Raw genomic sequence first — 14,594 nt, forward strand, 5'->3', positions numbered from 1 at the left:
GGTCAAGAGTTGATGCCCGTGCGAACACTCACCTGCCTGCTGCTGAGCTTGGTGCTATGCACCAGCGCTCTGGCGGAGCCTTTGCGCTTGGTCACCGGCGACGATTACGCGCCCTTTACCGGCAAGGCGCTGCCCGCCGGCGGGATGCTGACGCAGGTGGTGCGGGCGGCCCTTGAGGCGGGTGGAGTCAGCAGCACGCTGGATTGGCAGCCGTGGAACCGGGGCTACCTGAAGACCCTGCGCGGCGATTACGATGCGACCTTCCCCTATGTCCGCAGCGCGCAACGCGAGTTGGAATACCTCTATTCCGAGCCGTTGTTTACCCCGCAGCAGCATATTTTCAGCCGCGCGGGCGAGGTGATTGAGGTCACCGATATCGCCAGTATGCTCGGCAAGCGCCTGTGTTTTCCCCTCGGCTGGCAGCCGCCGGTGGTGCTCCAGCAGTTGCTTGATCAGGGTCAGCTGACGCGCCACTCGCCGCTTGGGCTAAAGGAATGCGCGCAGCTGTTGCTGCTGGCGCGCGATGATTTCTTTATTTCCGATCGCCGCCTGGGTGAAGCCGCCTTGCAGTCGACCGGTGCACCGGCGAGCGCCTTTCGCCGCTCCAGCGATACCTTGAGCAGCAGCGCCCTGCACCTGATCGTGCCGCGTCAGCATCCGCGCGCGGCGGCGTTGATCGCGCAGTTCAATCAGGGCCTGGCTGCGCTGCAGGCCAGCGGCGAATACCAGCGTCTGATCGAGGGTTATCTGCAAGAGGGCGAGAGCGCCGCGCCCTGAGCTGGCGCACCTGCTGCTGCCACCTTGCCAGCTTGTGTATTCCGTCGGTTTTGATGGCCTGCCATCCCTGGCGGCCACCCTGCGGGCCGTCGCTGCGCGACGTTAAAAATAGCTCTCGGCTATTTTTTCAGCTTGGGGTTGGGGAAGAACTGCACCGCCTGCACCTTGGCGTCGCTGGCCTTGGGCTTCAGCGCGCTGACGTTGACCCGGGTGGGAATCTCCTTGGGCACCGAGTTGCCGCGTTCATCCAGGGTGTCGGCGTAGCCGCAGGCCACGCATTCGCGGTGCGGCACGTTGTCGACGTTCCACATCTGGATCTTGTCCATTTCGCTGCACGCCGGGCAGACCGCCCCGGCGATAAAGCGTTTTGCCGTGGTCTCGGTCATGCTGCCTCCGCGCTCAAACCCAGGTGGCGCAGCAGGGCGTCGATGCTTGGCTCGCGGCCGCGGAAGTCGACGAACAGCACCATCGGTGCCTGCGAACCGCCACGGGCGAGGATCGCCTCGCGGAAGGCGCGGCCGGTGTCGGCGTTGAACACGCCGTCTTCCTCGAACTTGGAGAAGGCATCGGCGCTGAGCACTTCCGCCCACTTGTAGCTGTAGTAACCCGCCGCGTAACCGCCGGCGAAGATATGCGCGAAGCTGTTGGGGAAGCGGTTGTAGGCTGGCGGGCGCATCACCGAAACTTCGGCGCGGATGCCTTCCAGCACCTCCAGCACGCTGCGGCCGTCGCCGTGGGTGGCATGCAACTCGAAGTCAAACAGGCTGAATTCAATCTGCCGCACCATCATCAGCCCGGACTGGAAGTTCTTCGCCGCCAGCATCTTGTCCAGCAGGTCCTGCGGCAGCGCCTCGCCACTCTCGTAGTGGGCGGAGATCAGCGCCAGGCCGTCCGGCTCCCAGCACCAGTTCTCCATAAACTGGCTCGGCAACTCGACCGCATCCCAGGCCACGCCGTTGATCCCGGACGCGCCGGCATGCTCGACGCGGGTCAGCAGGTGGTGCAGGCCGTGGCCGAATTCGTGGAACAGGGTGGTGACTTCATCGTGGGTCAGCAGCGCTGGCTTGCCGAGGGAGGCCGGGGTGAAGTTGCACACCAGGTTGGCCACCGGGCTGATCAGCGCTCCGTTAGCGTCGCGGCGCTTGTCGCGCGCGCCGTCCATCCAGGCCCCGCCGCGCTTGTTGGGGCGGGCGTAGAGGTCGAAGAAGAAGCGCCCGACGTGCGCGCCGTTCTCCTTGATTTCGAACAGCCGTACGTCTGGGTGCCAGCTGTCGAAACCGGACAACTCCTTGATCTGGATGCCGTAGAGCTTCTCGACGATGGCGAACAGGCCAGTCAGCACCTTGTCGATGGGGAAGTAGGCGCGGAGGATTTCCTGGGAAATGCTGTAGCGCTGCTCGCGCAGCTTCTCGCTGTAGTAGCCGACGTCCCAGCTCTGTAGATCGTCGCAGCCCTGTTCGGCGGCGAAGGCTTTCAGCTCGCTGAGGTCCTGGGCGGCGAACGGCTTGCCGCGCACGGCCAGGTCGCGCAGGAAGGTCAGCACCTGCTCAGTGGACTCGGCCATCTTGCTGGCCAGGCTCAGCTCGCTGTAGCTGGCGAAGCCGAGCAGGCCGGCCAGTTCCTTGCGCAGGTCGAGGATCTCGTTCATCACCGGGCCGTTGTCGTGCTGCCCGGCATTCGGCCCCTGGTCGGAGGCGCGGGTGCAGTAGGCGGCGTACAGCTCTTCGCGCAGGGAGCGGTCGTTGGCGTAGGTCATCACCGCGAAGTAGCTGGGGAATTCCAGGCTGATCAGCCAGCCATCCAGGCCTTTGGCCTCGGCGGCTTGCTTCATCTGCGCCTTGGCGGAGTCGGTCAGGCCATCCAGCGCCGTTTCGTCGCTGATGTGCTTAGTCCAGGCCTGGGTCGCGTCGAGCAGCTGGTTGGAGAATTTGCTGGTCAGCTCGGACAGCTTCATCTGGATCTCGCCGTAGCGCTGCTGTTGCGCCTCCGGCAGGTCGATACCAGACAGGCGGAAGTCACGCAGGGCGTGTTCGAGGATGGTCTGCTGCGCCACCTCGAAGCCGCTGGCCTCGGGGCTGCTGGCCAGCGCCTCGTAGGCCTCGAACAGCGGCTTGTTCTGGCCCAGCTCGGTCCAGTATTCGGACAGCTTGGGCAGGCAGGCCTCGTAGGCGCTGCGCAGTTCGGCGTTGTTGCACACCGCATTCAGGTGGCTGACCGGGCTCCAGGCCTGACCGAGGCGCGCGCCCAGCTCGTCGAGGGCCAGCACCAGGCCGTTCCAGCTCGGCTTGCCCGGTTGCGCCAGCAGTGCTGCGACGGCGGCGCGGCTGTCGGCGAGAATCTGGCTGATGGCCGGCTCTACATGCTCGGGCTTGATCAGGCTGTAGGGCGGCAGGTCGAAATTTTGCAGGAGAGGGTTGCTGGCGGACACGGCAAGGCACCTTTGATACGCGAAGTCATGAACAGGTTATGGGGTCGCAGGCGACGTTTCACAACCGCAATGCCCTGCATGTTAATTACAATCGGGGCAATCCGCAGCTCAAGAGGTTTCTATCGTGGCGATTCGTACTTACCAAGGCACCACGCCCAGCCTGGGCGCGCGGGTGTTTGTCGACCGTTCGTCCGTGGTCATCGGTGATGTTGAGCTGGGCGAGGACAGCTCGGTGTGGCCCTTCGCCCTGATCCGCGGCGATATGCACCGCATCCGCATCGGCGCGCGCAGCAGCGTGCAGGACGGCAGCGTGTTGCACATTACCCACGCCGGGCCATTCAACCCGGAGGGTTACCCGCTGATCATCGGCGACGACGTGACCATCGGCCACAAGGTCACCCTGCACGGTTGCACCCTGGGCAACCGCATCCTGGTCGGCATGGGCAGCATCGTGATGGACGGCGCGGTGGTAGAGGACGAGGTGATCATCGGTGCCGGCAGCCTGGTGCCGCCGGGCAAGGTGCTGCAAAGCGGCTACCTCTATGTCGGCAGCCCGGTAAAGCAGGCGCGGGCGCTGACGGACAAGGAGCGCGCCTTCTTCAGCTACAGCGCCGGCAACTACGTAAAGCTCAAGGATCAGCACCTGGTCGAGGGCTACGATCAGCCGGAATAGCTGCCGCGATCGGCGTCACGCCCCGGGCAGCGTCCGCTATGGCCTGCCCGCGCAGAAGGCTATGCTGGCGCGACGACCCACCCAGCCGTAGAAAAGGACTTCCCGCCGATGCACGCCAATCCCTTCGCCATACCCGCCCCGCCCGTTCAGGCGACGGCCCCCGCGGCCGCCTCTACCTTGCCGTACGCCTTTATGGGCCTGGCCGTACTGGTCAGCCTGGTTGGCTTGCTGGTCAATCTGGTCAGTGTCTGGCTGCAGCCGGATGCGCAGATGCTCGACAGCTACCTGGAATACCTGCCGCGCATCCTGACCTCACGGCTTGAATACACCCTGCTGGCTGCGGCGGCCGTGCTGCTGCTGAGCCGCAGTTATCTGGAGCGCCATGCGATTGCCGGCTTCACTCGCCCACCACGACAGCTGCTGGTTGGGTATTTCGTCATGGCGCTGGTGCTGTCGCTGGGGGTGCGTTTTATCGCGGGGCCGCTGCTGTCGCATCTGCTCTCCTGGGCCTACGAATGGTTTGAGTCAGCGGCGCTGGCTCAGGTGCTGGTCAGTGAGCCGATCAACCTGCTGCTGTTCGCCTTCGATACCCTGCTGCCGCTGTGGCTGTGCCTGCATCTGCTGCGCAACAGCAGCGTGCCGGGCAACGCCAGCAGGGTCAGCCGTCAGGAGCCGGCGCTGGCCTTCGCCCTGTGTTTCGCGGCGCTGTATTTAAAGCTGCTGGGCCTGGCGGGCCTGCTGCCTGGGTATCTGCTGTCGTCGTACGGCGACGACTGGGGCTACCGCCTGCTTGAGCTTAGCGGCCTGCTGTATGCCGCTCTGGTCTTCGCCGCAGCCCGGAGCGGCTTGCCGACGCAGTTGGCCCGGCACAACCCGGGCCGGCTGTTCCTCGCCAGCCTACTGTGCCTGCTGCTCTGGTTGCTGGCCTTGGCCCTGGTGGCGGTCGCCCTGCTGCTCTACGTATTGAGCGGCAGCGAGCTGTTCCATGAGGCGTTGCTGGGCCTGCTCGGTCTGGGCTTGCTGGCCCTGCTCTGGCCGCTGACCCGCCTGAGCCTGCGCTGGGTCTACAAGCCACAAGCGGCGTGAAACGACAGCGATAGCGCCGCCAACTAGGTAAAGCGCAAGGGCCTGCACCAGGCCCTCAGTCGCGCCTACCACTGCGCCGGTTCGTCGCTCAGCTGCAACCACGGCGGCCACCAACCGACCAGCTGCCGTTATGCTGGGCAACCTTTTCCGCTGCGACGCCTGCCATGCACTACCAGAACATCCTGTTTGACCTCGACGGCACCCTCACCGATCCGCGCGAGGGCATCACCCGCTCGGTGCAGTACGCCCTGGCCAAACTGGGTATCGATGAGCCTGATCTGCAGGCGCTGGAACACTTTATCGGCCCGCCGCTGCTGCAGTGCTTTATGCACACCTATCAGTTCGACGAAGCCACGGCCTGGCAGGCGGTCAACCACTACCGCGAGCGTTTTCGCGAGGTTGGGCTGTATGAGAATCAGCTGTTTGAGGGTGTTCACGAGTTGCTGCAGCTGCTGCAGAACCAGCAGCGCACGCTGTATATCGCCACCAGCAAGCCGACCGTGTTTGCCGAGCAAATTGCCCGGCATTTCGATTTCGCCCGGCACTTCAAGGTGATCTACGGCAGCGAACTGGACGGCACCCGCACCGACAAGGTCGAGCTGATCGCCCATCTGCTGCAGCAGGAACAGCTGGCGCTGGACAGCACCTTGATGATCGGCGATCGCAAACACGACCTGATCGGCGCGCGGCGCAATGGCCTGCACGCGGCTGCGGTGGGCTATGGCTTCGGCAGCTTTGCCGAATTACAGGCCGAGACGCCGACCTACCACTTCCACAGCCTGGCCGAGCTGCACCAGGCGTTTTTAGGATAAGCCGTAGGATGGGTTAGCCGTAGGCGTAACCCATCGGCTGGCAGCATGGGTATCGCTACGCTCAACCCATCCTACGTTTAGCCATTTTTCTGGTAGATGATCTTCTTACGGCCGCCCTCGCAGCTGCCGACCACCATATTGGGGTCCGTGGCTTCCTCGGCGGGCACGATTTCCAGGGTGTAGCTGGCAACGCCGGCTGCCTGGATCTTCACTTCGATTTCCGCGCGCAGCTCTTCGCAGGGCTTGGGCGCAGCCAGTGCGCTGGTGCTGAGCAGGCCTACCAGCACGGCCAGGGTCCATTTATGCATTGCCTGACTCCTTTTGCGTGAACGGGAAACACAGGATTTTGACTGGATTTTAGCGGCGCAAGTTCTGCGCTTGGGCTGACAACTGTTGCAAGGCCTGCTCGCGCTCGGCCGATGGCAGCTGCGCCAGGGCCTCGACGCGCGGATAGAACTGCGTCCAGACGCCGCCCGCCTGGGCAAACAGCGCGGCAAAGGCCGGCACCCATTGATCATAGAGGCCAAAGGGCAGCAGCTTGGCGTTGTTCAGCGGCGCGTTGATCCAGCCATCGTAGTGCCCGACACCGCCCCATTCGCGCTCGCGCAGCTCGGCATAGTGCTGACGCAGGCGGGCGAACTCGGCCTGCTTGCCGGCGCGCATCTGCTCGGCCGGCAGGCCGCTGCGGTAGAGCTGTTCGAGGCGCGCGCGGCTGGCCAATACCAGTGCGGAAAACTGCGCGCGTTGCTGCTCACCTTGCGGGTCCTGCGCCGGCAGGTTTTGTTCGGTGCGCCATTGGCGCAGGCCTTGCTGCTCGACAAAGCTGGCGAAGGATTCGTTGAACGCGGTGTCGTCCGCCACATACAGCTGCTGGTGCGCCAACTCATGGAAGATCACCGCGACCAGGCGCTCATCACTCCAGCGCAGCATGGTGTTGAGAATCGGGTCATCGAACCAACCGAGGGTGGAGTACGCCTCGATGCCCGCCTGGTAGGTGTCCAGCCCCTGTTGCTTGAGCAAAGCCGCCGCGCCGCGCGCCCGGCCCTGGCTGTAGAAACCGCGATAGGCCACGCAACCGGCGATGGGGAAGCAGTGCAGCTCGGGCGTCAGGGAAAACTCCGGGGTGGCGAACACATTCCACACCACGTAGGGCCGCTGGATATCGGCATACAGGCGGTAGCTGCCATTGTCAGGCAGCCCCAGCTCGGCGCTGGCGAAATCCCGCGCCTGCTGAGCCAGCGCCAGGCGCTGCTTGAGTTCGGGGTCGACAGCCGGGTCAGCCAGCAACTGGGCAATCGGCTGGCGCGCCTGCAGCAACTGCGCCTGGCCCACGGCCAGGTGGCCGTAATAATCCAGGGTGCTGCAGCCTTGCAGGCCGAACAGCGCCAGCAGGGCTGCCACAGGGGTGAGTAAACGCTGGAGTCGTGTATTCATGGCCGCCACGCTAGCGCATTGCCGCTGCTGCCTCCAGTGCGTGATCGGCGTAGGCTAACGGGCAGTCCCCGACGTGGAGAGCCCTATGATGCGCAAATTGATTCTGCTGGCTGCGGCGCTATTCGCCGCGGGCTGCGCCTCACCGCTGCCGCCGCACGACCCAGGGCAGGCCTGGGTCGAACTGCGCAGTGATCCCGGCAGCCTGCTGATGGCCGACCGGCTCGATGACCAGCGCCTGAACGATGGTCGCTACTTTCAGCTGTCGCCCGGTGCCCATGAGCTGCAGGTACGCTTTCAGTACGAGATCAATGGTGGCGGCGGGATGGATGGGATGAGCGAGCCACTCCAGATCACCTGCCAGATGCGCCTGCGCTACGCCAACTTCGCGGCCGGCCAGCGCTACCGCGTGGAAGCGCGGCCGCTGGTGATGAAGGCGCAGTCCTGGCTGTACGACGAGCAACGCAATGTGCTGGCGCGGGGGCAGGTGTTGCGCTGCGGCACGTTCTGACTGGGTCGCCTGCTAGCCGCGCAACTGGGCGAGCAGTTCGAAAGCGTGCAGGCGGTCGGCGAAGTCATACAAGTCGCAGGTGAAAATCAGCTCATCGGCACCGGTCTGCTCCAGCAGCACGTCCAGGCGTGCGCGGATTTTCGCCGGGCCGCCGATCATCGCCATGCCGAGGAAGCTGCTGACCGAGTCTTTCTCATGCGGCAGCCACAGCCCTTGCATGCTGTGCACGGGCGGCTTCTGCACCAGGCTGTGGCCGCGGATCAGGGCGAGAATGCGCTGGTAGGCTGAGGTCGCCAGGTAGTCCGCCTGCTCGTCAGTGTCGGCGGCAATCAGCGGTACGCCGAGCATCACATAAGGCTTATCGAGCACCGCCGAGGGCTTGAAGTGATTGCGGTAGACGCGAATCGCCTCATGCATATAGCGCGGCGCGAAGTGCGAGGCGAAGGCGTAAGGCAGGCCCTTTTCGCCAGCCAGTTGGGCGCTGAACAGGCTTGAGCCGAGCAGCCAGATCGGCACGTTGGTACCGCTGCCGGGCATGGCGATCACCCGCTGATCCGGCGTGCGTGGGCCGAGGTAGCGCTGCAATTCTTCGACATCCCTGGGGAAATCATCGGCGTTGCCAATCCTATCGCGGCGCAGCGCCTGCGCGGTGAAATGGTCGGCTCCCGGGGCGCGGCCCAGGCCCAGCTCGATGCGGCCGGGATAGAGCGTGGCCAGGGTGCCGAACTGCTCGGCAATCACCAGTGGCGCGTGGTTGGGCAGCATCACCCCGCCCGAACCCAGGCGAATCGTTGAGGTTCCGGCGGCCAGATAACCGAGCAGCACGGCGGTGGCCGAGCTGGCGATGCCATCCATATTGTGGTGTTCGGCCACCCAGAAGCGTTCGAAGCCGAGGCGTTCGACATGCTGCGCCAGCGCCAGCGAGTTGTGCAGCGCCTGGGCAGCGTTACCGTCGTCACGCACCGGGGCGAGGTCGAGGGTGGAAAAGGGCGTAGTGGCCAGTCGAGTCATGGGACCTCCTGAGGTTCGTCTCTCCTATGTGGGGCCGTACCGGCGAAAGGCAATCCTGGCCAGGTAAACAATTGTCGCCACGCCCCCATGAAAAAGCCGGCACGCGGCCGGCTTGTTCATTGCTGCGCCATCAGCCGCGCTGGTAGACGATCTCCTTGGAGCCCGCCGCGCAGCTGCCAACTACGGTCTTGTCGGTCGCGCTGCCCTTGTCGACCACCTCCAGGCTGTAGGTGGCGACACCCTTTTCCTTGAGCTTGGCGTCGATTTCCGCCTTCAACTCATCGCAGGGTTTGGCGGCCGCCAGGGCCGAACCGGCCAGGGCAGACAGGGCAACAGCCAGTATCAGTCGTTTCATCGTTACGCTCCTTCGTATCTGTGCAGGGGTTGATATGCAACAACGCTCGCGGCTCAACTGTCGCTGAGGCGGAAGCCGACCTTCAAGGTGACCTGAAAGTGGCCGACCTTGCCCGCCACGATATGCCCGCGGGTTTCCGTCACTTCGAACCATTCCAGGTTGCGTATGGATTTGGCCGCCTCGGCCAGGGCGTTGTTGATCGCCTCCTCGATACTGGTCTTCGAGGAACCGACGATTTCGATTTTCTTGTACGTATGGTGATCGGACATGAGCGTTCTCCACGGGTTGATAGTTCAACGCTAGTCGAGTCACCGCGGTTCTGCTCGGCCGGTCGCTTAGTGCGCCAGTTCTTTGCGCAACCACTGCGCCAGGCGCTCGGCGCGGCTGTCGCGGCTGCGTATGGGTACCCACAAGGCCAAGCGTGCCGGCGTTTCGACGAAGCCCCAGGGTGCGACCAGGCGGCCGGCGGCCAGGTCGTCGGCCACCAGTTGCTGCGGCGCGATGGCCACGCCGAGGCCGGCGGCGGCGGCTTCCAGCAGGTAATACAGGTGTTCGAAGCCCTGGCCGTAGCGCAGGCCGTGGCTATCCAGGGCATTGCCGGCGGCCCAGCTTGGCCAGGCCTGTGGTCGCGAACTGGTGTGCAGCAACGGCTCGCCGAGCAAGGCGGCGGGCGGGGCCTGGTGCAGCTCGGCGAAGCGCGCGCAGCGCGGACTTAGTACCGGGCCGATGCGCTCCACGGTCAATTCATAGACTTGCATATCCGCCGGCCAGGGCGGTTCGGCGAAGCACAGGGTGGCGTCCACCCCGGCGCGGCGCGGGTCCAGCTCGCCTTCGCTGGCCGAGAGTTGCAGGCGCAGTTCCGGCAACTCGCGGTTGAGCCGGTCCAGGCGCGGGATAAACCAACGTGCCAGCAGGCTGCCGGGGCAGGCCAGAACAAACGGCGCTTCCGCCTGGCCTTGCTGCAATTCGGCGCAGACCAGGCGCAGGCGCTCGAAGGCCTCGCTGCTGACATCGCGCAGGCGCATACCGGAATCTGTGAGTTTAAGGCCGCGGCCGTCCTTGCTGAACAACGCCAACCCGAGGTGTTCTTCCAACGCCCTGATCTGCCGGCTGACCGCGCCATGGGTGACGTGCAGCTCATCGGAGGCCAGGCTGACGCTGTGCAGGCGCGCGGCAGCCTCGAAAGCGCGCAAGGCGTTAAGCGGTGGAAGCTGCTGACTCATCTGTGAGTTTTCCTGACAGGTTGCGGCGATCTTATCGCTTTTGCCGCGCGGCCCACAGCCTTATCCTGTGCCCATTGTCGGTAAAGCCAGCGCTTACCGGCCCGACTTCACAGGAGAACAGCATGACTTCTTTGCGCAACGGCCCTGACGCCACTGGCCTGTTCGGTTCGTTCGGCGGCCAATATGTCGCCGAAACCCTGATGCCGCTGATCCACGACCTGGCCGCCGAATACGAGAAGGCCAAGGTCGATCCGGAGTTTCTTAAGGAGCTGGCCTACTTCCAGCGCGATTTCGTCGGCCGGCCGAGCCCGCTGTATTTCGCCGAGCGGCTGACCGAGCATTGCGACGGCGCGAAGATCTACTTCAAGCGCGAAGAGCTCAATCACACCGGCGCGCACAAGATCAACAACTGCATCGGCCAGGCCCTGCTGGCGCGGCGCATGGGCAAGAAGCGCATCATCGCCGAGACCGGCGCGGGCATGCACGGCGTGGCCACCGCCACCGTGGCGGCGCGCTTCGGCATGGAGTGCGTGATCTTTATGGGCACCACCGACATCGATCGCCAGCAGGCCAACGTGTTCCGCATGAAGCTGCTGGGTGCCACCGTGATCCCGGTGGTCGCCGGCACCGGCACCCTGAAAGATGCGATGAACGAAGCGTTGCGCGACTGGGTGACCAACGTCGACAACACCTTCTACATGATCGGCACCGTGGCCGGCCCGCACCCGTACCCGGCGATGGTGCGCGACTTCCAGGCGGTGATCGGCAAGGAAACCCGCGAACAGATTCTCGCCCAGGAAGGCCGTCTGCCCGACAGCCTGGTGGCCTGCATCGGTGGTGGCTCCAACGCCATCGGCCTGTTCCACCCCTTCCTCGATGACAAAGATGTGCAGATCGTCGGCGTTGAAGCCGCCGGTTACGGCATCGAAACCGGCAAGCACGCCGCCAGCCTGAATGGCGGCGTACCGGGCGTGTTGCACGGCAACCGCACCTTCCTGCTGCAGGACGACGATGGCCAGATTATCGACGCCCACTCGATTTCCGCCGGCCTGGATTACCCCGGCATCGGCCCGGAACACGCCTGGTTGCACGACGTCGGCCGGGTTGAATACACCTCGGTGACCGACGACGAAGCCCTCGCCGCGTTCCATACCTGCTGCCGCCTGGAGGGCATCATCCCGGCCCTGGAAAGCGCCCACGCCCTGGCCGAAGCCTTCAAGCGCGCGCCGACCCTGCCTAAAGACCACCTGATGGTGATCAACCTGTCCGGCCGTGGCGACAAAGACATGCAGACCGTTATGCACCACATGGAAAACCCTTCGCAGGAGAAACACTGATGAGCCGCCTGCAGACCCGCTTTGCCGAGTTGAAACAACAGAACCGCGCCGCCCTGGTGACCTTCGTCACTGCTGGCGACCCGGGCTATGACGCCTCCCTGGCGATTCTCAAGGGCCTGCCGAAAGCCGGTGCCGATGTGATCGAGCTGGGCATGCCGTTTACCGACCCGATGGCCGACGGCCCGGCCATCCAGCTGGCGAATATTCGCGCCCTGGAAGGCAAGCAGGATCTGGCCAAGACCCTGCAGATGGTCCGCGCCTTCCGCGAAGACGACCAGAGCACGCCGCTGGTGCTGATGGGTTACTTCAACCCGATCCACAAGTACGGCGTGCCGCGCTTTATCGCCGAGGCCAAGGAATCCGGGGTCGACGGTTTGATCGTTGTCGACCTGCCGCCGGAACATAACGCCGACCTGTGCGACCCAGCGCAGGCTGCGGGCCTGGACTTTATCCGCCTGACCACGCCAACCACCGACGACAAGCGCTTGCCCAAGGTACTGAACGGCAGCTCCGGCTTCGTCTATTACGTCTCGGTAGCTGGGGTGACCGGTGCCGGTGCCGCCACCCTGGAGCACGTCGAGCAAGCTGTCGCCCGTCTGCGCCGCCACACCGATTTGCCGATCAGCATCGGCTTTGGCATCCGCACTCCGGAACATGCCGCAACCATCGCCCGTCTGGCCGATGGCGTGGTGGTCGGCTCGGCATTGATCGACCAGATCGCCGCAGCCAAGACTGCCGAACAGGCGGTGGATGGCGTGCTGAGTCTGTGCAGCCAGCTAGCTGAAGGTGTGCGCGGCGCACGCTAGCTGTCTCAGCATTTCTCAGGGCGTTACAGTGCAGCCCTGAGAAGCTTGCGAGCTGGCCGCCGCCTGGCGTCCAATAGCGCGTCCCTTGCCCCGAGAGTCGTCATGCCGCGTCCGCCCACCGCCCGCAAGCCCCGCGCCAGTAGCCAGAGCCGCATCGCCGGGATTCTTGCTGCCGCTCGCGAGTTACTGGCCGAGCAGGGCGTGGCCAGCCTGTCGATCTACAGCGTGGCCGAGCGCGCGCAGATTCCGCCGTCGTCGGTGTATCACTTCTTCGCCAGCGTACCGGCGCTGCTGGAAGGGCTGACGGCGGATATCCACAGCGCGTTTCGCGCCTGTTTGCAGGAGCCGATCGAGCATGACCAGTTGCGTGACTGGCGTGATCTGTCGCGTTTAGTGGAGCAGCGCATGCTGGCGATCTATGCCGCCGATGCCGCTGCGCGCCAGCTGATTCTGGCGCAGCACGGCCTGGCGGAAGTGACTCAGGCGGATCGCCAGCACGACATCGAGCTGGGCCAGTTGATGCAGCAGTTGTTCGATCGGCACTTTCCGTTGCCGCAGCTGCCGGATGATGTCGATGTGTTTGCCCTGGCCATGGAGCTGGGTGACCGCGTTTATGCGCGCTCGGTACAGCTCCACGGCGAAATCACCCAGCGTATGGCCGAGGAAGGTATGCGGGTGTTCGATGCCTATCTCAGTCTCTATCTGCCACCCCATCTACCAAAAAGGGCGCTATAAGCGCCCTTTTTAATCGCCGCCACCGTCCGATCAGAGCGCCTTTTCAAATACCTGCGAGTTGCGCTGGTAGTTGTACAGCGAGGCGCGGGCGGCGGGCAGGCGGTCGACGCTGCTGGGCTCGAAGCCGCGCTCGCGGAACCAGTGGGCGGTGCGCGTGGTGAGCACGAACAGGGTTTTCAGACCCTGCTCACGGGCGCGCTCCTCGATGCGTTCGAGCAACTCGTCGCCGCGCCCGCCATGCCGGTACGCCGGGTTGACCGCCAGGCACGCCAGCTCGCCGAAGTCCGAGTCGGCAATCTGGTACAGCGCGGCGCAGGCGATGATCAGCCCTTCGCGCTCGACGATGCTGAACTGCTCGATCTCGCGCTCCAGTACTTCCCGTGAGCGGCGCACCAGAATGCCTTGGTCTTCCAGCGGGGTGATCAGCTCCATCAGCCCGCCGACATCCTCGATGGTCGCCTCGCGCAGCGACTCGAACTGCTCCTGGGCCACCAGGGTGCCGTTGCCGGTGCGGGTGAACAACTCGCTGAGCAGCGCGCCGTCTTCGGCATAACTGACAATATGACTGCGGCGTACCCCGGCCTTGCAGGCTTCGGCGGCGGCGTCGAGCAGTTCGCCCTGGTAGCTGCTGCCCAGGCGTTGCAGGTGCGCGGGCACCTGTTGCGGGCGCAGTTCGCGCACCAGCTTGCCGGCCTCGTCGAGCAGGCCGCATTCGGCGCCGAACAGCAGCAGCTTGTCGGCGTCCAGATCGATGGCGGCGCGGGTGGCGACGTCTTCGCAGGCCAGGTTGAAGATCTCCCCGGTCGGCGAATAGCCCAGCGGTGACAGCAGCACGATGCTGCGCTCATCCAGCAGGCGGTTGATGCCCTTGCGGTCGATGCGCCGCACTTCGCCGGTGTGGTGGAAGTCGACGCCATCGACCACGCCGATCGGCCGCGCGGTGACAAAGTTGCCGCCACTCACGCGCAGGCGCGAGCCCTGCATCGGCGAGCGCGCCATATCCATCGATAATCTGGCCTCTATAGCGATGCGCAGCTGGCCGACGGCGTCGATCACGCATTCCAGGGTCGGCCCGTCGGTGATTCGCAGGTTGTGCTGGTAGCGCGGGGTCAGGCCGCGTTCGGCTAAGCGAGTTTCAATCTGCGGGCGCGAGCCGTGTACCAGCACCAGGCGTACGCCGAGGCTGTGCAGCAGCACCAGGTCGTGAACGATATTGCCGAAATTCGGGTGGGCGACGCCCTCGCCCGGCAGCATCACCACAAAGGTGCAGTCGCGGTGAGCATTGATATAGGGGGAGGCGTGACGCAGCCAATTTACGTAGTCGTGCATTGCTTGAAGAACCTGTGTCGAGAACAGAACGCATGGAAACGGCGCAAGCGCCGGGCGGCAGCCGAGAGCAGCGGATTTAT

At 64.7% G+C, this 14,594-nt stretch carries 17 protein-coding genes; 8 read left to right on the top strand and 9 right to left on the bottom strand.

Annotation, left to right across the window (positions count from 1 at the left end):
• Nucleotides 1–18 precede the first annotated feature (18 nt).
• Nucleotides 19–777 (top strand): substrate-binding periplasmic protein, encoded by a 759-nt coding sequence (locus WBK23_RS00045; protein ID WP_424481969.1) that lies wholly within the window; start codon nt 19–21, stop codon nt 775–777.
• Between the two features lie 119 nt (nt 778–896).
• Here the strand turns inward: WBK23_RS00045 and WBK23_RS00050 are convergent, their stop codons facing one another.
• Together WBK23_RS00050 and prlC are read right to left on the bottom strand one after the other, a co-directional pair.
• Nucleotides 897–1,163 (bottom strand): YheV family putative zinc ribbon protein, encoded by a 267-nt coding sequence (locus WBK23_RS00050; protein ID WP_424481970.1) that lies wholly within the window; start codon nt 1,161–1,163, stop codon nt 897–899.
• Nucleotides 1,160–3,205, bottom strand: a complete 2,046-nt coding sequence (gene prlC, locus WBK23_RS00055; protein WP_424481971.1) for an oligopeptidase A — start codon at nt 3,203–3,205, stop codon at nt 1,160–1,162. The genes WBK23_RS00050 and prlC overlap by 4 nt, the downstream gene beginning before the upstream one ends.
• Before the next feature lie 124 nt (nt 3,206–3,329).
• Here prlC and WBK23_RS00060 point away from each other — a divergent pair, with 124 nt between their 5' ends.
• The 3 genes from WBK23_RS00060 (at nt 3,330) to WBK23_RS00070 (ending at nt 5,776) form a co-directional block, all read left to right on the top strand.
• Nucleotides 3,330–3,878 (top strand): gamma carbonic anhydrase family protein, encoded by a 549-nt coding sequence (locus WBK23_RS00060; protein WP_424481972.1) that lies wholly within the window; start codon nt 3,330–3,332, stop codon nt 3,876–3,878.
• A 108-nt stretch (nt 3,879–3,986) separates the two neighbouring features.
• Nucleotides 3,987–4,964 (top strand): hypothetical protein, encoded by a 978-nt coding sequence (locus tag WBK23_RS00065; protein WP_424481973.1) that lies wholly within the window; start codon nt 3,987–3,989, stop codon nt 4,962–4,964.
• A 164-nt stretch (nt 4,965–5,128) separates the two neighbouring features.
• On the top strand, nt 5,129–5,776 hold the full coding sequence (locus WBK23_RS00070; RefSeq protein ID WP_424481974.1) for an HAD family hydrolase: 648 nt from the start codon (nt 5,129–5,131) through the stop codon (nt 5,774–5,776).
• Nucleotides 5,777–5,853: 77 nt separating this feature from the next.
• Here the strand turns inward: WBK23_RS00070 and WBK23_RS00075 are convergent, their stop codons facing one another.
• Both WBK23_RS00075 and WBK23_RS00080 read right to left on the bottom strand, forming a co-directional pair.
• Nucleotides 5,854–6,084: a DUF1161 domain-containing protein gene (locus WBK23_RS00075; RefSeq protein WP_424481975.1), complete on the bottom strand. Its 231-nt coding sequence runs from the start codon at nt 6,082–6,084 to the stop codon at nt 5,854–5,856.
• A 49-nt stretch (nt 6,085–6,133) separates the two neighbouring features.
• A complete protein-coding gene (locus WBK23_RS00080; RefSeq protein ID WP_424481976.1) occupies nt 6,134–7,210 on the bottom strand; it encodes an aminopeptidase in 1,077 nt (358 codons plus the stop codon).
• 88 nt (nt 7,211–7,298) lie between these two features.
• Here WBK23_RS00080 and WBK23_RS00085 point away from each other — a divergent pair, with 88 nt between their 5' ends.
• Entirely contained in the window at nt 7,299–7,718 is a 420-nt protein-coding gene (locus tag WBK23_RS00085; RefSeq protein ID WP_424482018.1) for a hypothetical protein, read from the top strand.
• A gap of 12 nt (nt 7,719–7,730) precedes the next feature.
• On the opposite strand, the gene WBK23_RS00090 is transcribed toward WBK23_RS00085, so the two are convergent.
• From WBK23_RS00090 to WBK23_RS00105, 4 genes are all read right to left on the bottom strand, one after another.
• Nucleotides 7,731–8,729, bottom strand: coding sequence for an LLM class flavin-dependent oxidoreductase (locus WBK23_RS00090; protein WP_424481977.1), 999 nt, complete (start codon nt 8,727–8,729; stop codon nt 7,731–7,733).
• A gap of 130 nt (nt 8,730–8,859) precedes the next feature.
• On the bottom strand, nt 8,860–9,084 hold the full coding sequence (locus tag WBK23_RS00095) for a DUF1161 domain-containing protein (protein WP_424481978.1): 225 nt from the start codon (nt 9,082–9,084) through the stop codon (nt 8,860–8,862).
• 53 nt (nt 9,085–9,137) lie between these two features.
• Entirely contained in the window at nt 9,138–9,353 is a 216-nt protein-coding gene (locus WBK23_RS00100; protein WP_424481979.1) for a dodecin, read from the bottom strand.
• A gap of 66 nt (nt 9,354–9,419) precedes the next feature.
• Nucleotides 9,420–10,307, bottom strand: coding sequence for a LysR family transcriptional regulator (locus WBK23_RS00105; RefSeq protein WP_424481980.1), 888 nt, complete (start codon nt 10,305–10,307; stop codon nt 9,420–9,422).
• Nucleotides 10,308–10,429: 122 nt separating this feature from the next.
• On the opposite strand from WBK23_RS00105, the gene trpB reads away from it, so the two are divergent.
• The 3 genes from trpB (at nt 10,430) to WBK23_RS00120 (ending at nt 13,185) form a co-directional block, all read left to right on the top strand.
• The gene (gene trpB, locus WBK23_RS00110; RefSeq protein ID WP_424481981.1) at nt 10,430–11,644 is read left to right on the top strand and encodes a tryptophan synthase subunit beta; all 1,215 of its coding nucleotides are present in this window, start codon (nt 10,430–10,432) and stop codon (nt 11,642–11,644) included.
• Nucleotides 11,644–12,450 carry a tryptophan synthase subunit alpha gene (gene trpA, locus WBK23_RS00115; RefSeq protein ID WP_424481982.1) on the top strand — a complete coding sequence of 269 codons (807 nt, stop codon included), beginning with the start codon at nt 11,644–11,646 and terminating at the stop codon, nt 12,448–12,450. Before trpB ends, trpA begins: the two co-directional genes overlap by 1 nt.
• A 102-nt stretch (nt 12,451–12,552) precedes the next feature.
• The gene (locus tag WBK23_RS00120; protein ID WP_424481983.1) at nt 12,553–13,185 is read left to right on the top strand and encodes a TetR/AcrR family transcriptional regulator; all 633 of its coding nucleotides are present in this window, start codon (nt 12,553–12,555) and stop codon (nt 13,183–13,185) included.
• Nucleotides 13,186–13,215: 30 nt separating this feature from the next.
• Here the strand turns inward: WBK23_RS00120 and argA are convergent, their stop codons facing one another.
• Nucleotides 13,216–14,514, bottom strand: a complete 1,299-nt coding sequence (argA, locus tag WBK23_RS00125; protein ID WP_424481984.1) for an amino-acid N-acetyltransferase — start codon at nt 14,512–14,514, stop codon at nt 13,216–13,218.
• Nucleotides 14,515–14,594 lie beyond the last annotated feature (80 nt).

It is taken from the genome of Pseudomonas sp. (assembly GCF_049653025.1).
GTDB lineage: Bacteria > Pseudomonadota > Gammaproteobacteria > Pseudomonadales > Pseudomonadaceae > Aquipseudomonas.

Coding starts and splice junctions, on each gene's coding strand:
- WBK23_RS00050 (WP_424481970.1), bottom strand. CDS start 1,163: ATGACCGAGACCACGGCAAAACGCTTTATCGCCGGGGCGGTCTGCCCG.
- WBK23_RS00065 (WP_424481973.1), top strand. CDS start 3,987: ATGCACGCCAATCCCTTCGCCATACCCGCCCCGCCCGTTCAGGCGACG.
- WBK23_RS00070 (WP_424481974.1), top strand. CDS start 5,129: ATGCACTACCAGAACATCCTGTTTGACCTCGACGGCACCCTCACCGAT.
- WBK23_RS00075 (WP_424481975.1), bottom strand. CDS start 6,084: ATGCATAAATGGACCCTGGCCGTGCTGGTAGGCCTGCTCAGCACCAGC.
- WBK23_RS00080 (WP_424481976.1), bottom strand. CDS start 7,210: ATGAATACACGACTCCAGCGTTTACTCACCCCTGTGGCAGCCCTGCTG.
- WBK23_RS00085 (WP_424482018.1), top strand. CDS start 7,299: ATGCGCAAATTGATTCTGCTGGCTGCGGCGCTATTCGCCGCGGGCTGC.
- WBK23_RS00090 (WP_424481977.1), bottom strand. CDS start 8,729: ATGACTCGACTGGCCACTACGCCCTTTTCCACCCTCGACCTCGCCCCG.
- WBK23_RS00095 (WP_424481978.1), bottom strand. CDS start 9,084: ATGAAACGACTGATACTGGCTGTTGCCCTGTCTGCCCTGGCCGGTTCG.
- WBK23_RS00100 (WP_424481979.1), bottom strand. CDS start 9,353: ATGTCCGATCACCATACGTACAAGAAAATCGAAATCGTCGGTTCCTCG.
- WBK23_RS00105 (WP_424481980.1), bottom strand. CDS start 10,307: ATGAGTCAGCAGCTTCCACCGCTTAACGCCTTGCGCGCTTTCGAGGCT.
- trpB (WP_424481981.1), top strand. CDS start 10,430: ATGACTTCTTTGCGCAACGGCCCTGACGCCACTGGCCTGTTCGGTTCG.
- trpA (WP_424481982.1), top strand. CDS start 11,644: ATGAGCCGCCTGCAGACCCGCTTTGCCGAGTTGAAACAACAGAACCGC.
- WBK23_RS00120 (WP_424481983.1), top strand. CDS start 12,553: ATGCCGCGTCCGCCCACCGCCCGCAAGCCCCGCGCCAGTAGCCAGAGC.
- argA (WP_424481984.1), bottom strand. CDS start 14,514: ATGCACGACTACGTAAATTGGCTGCGTCACGCCTCCCCCTATATCAAT.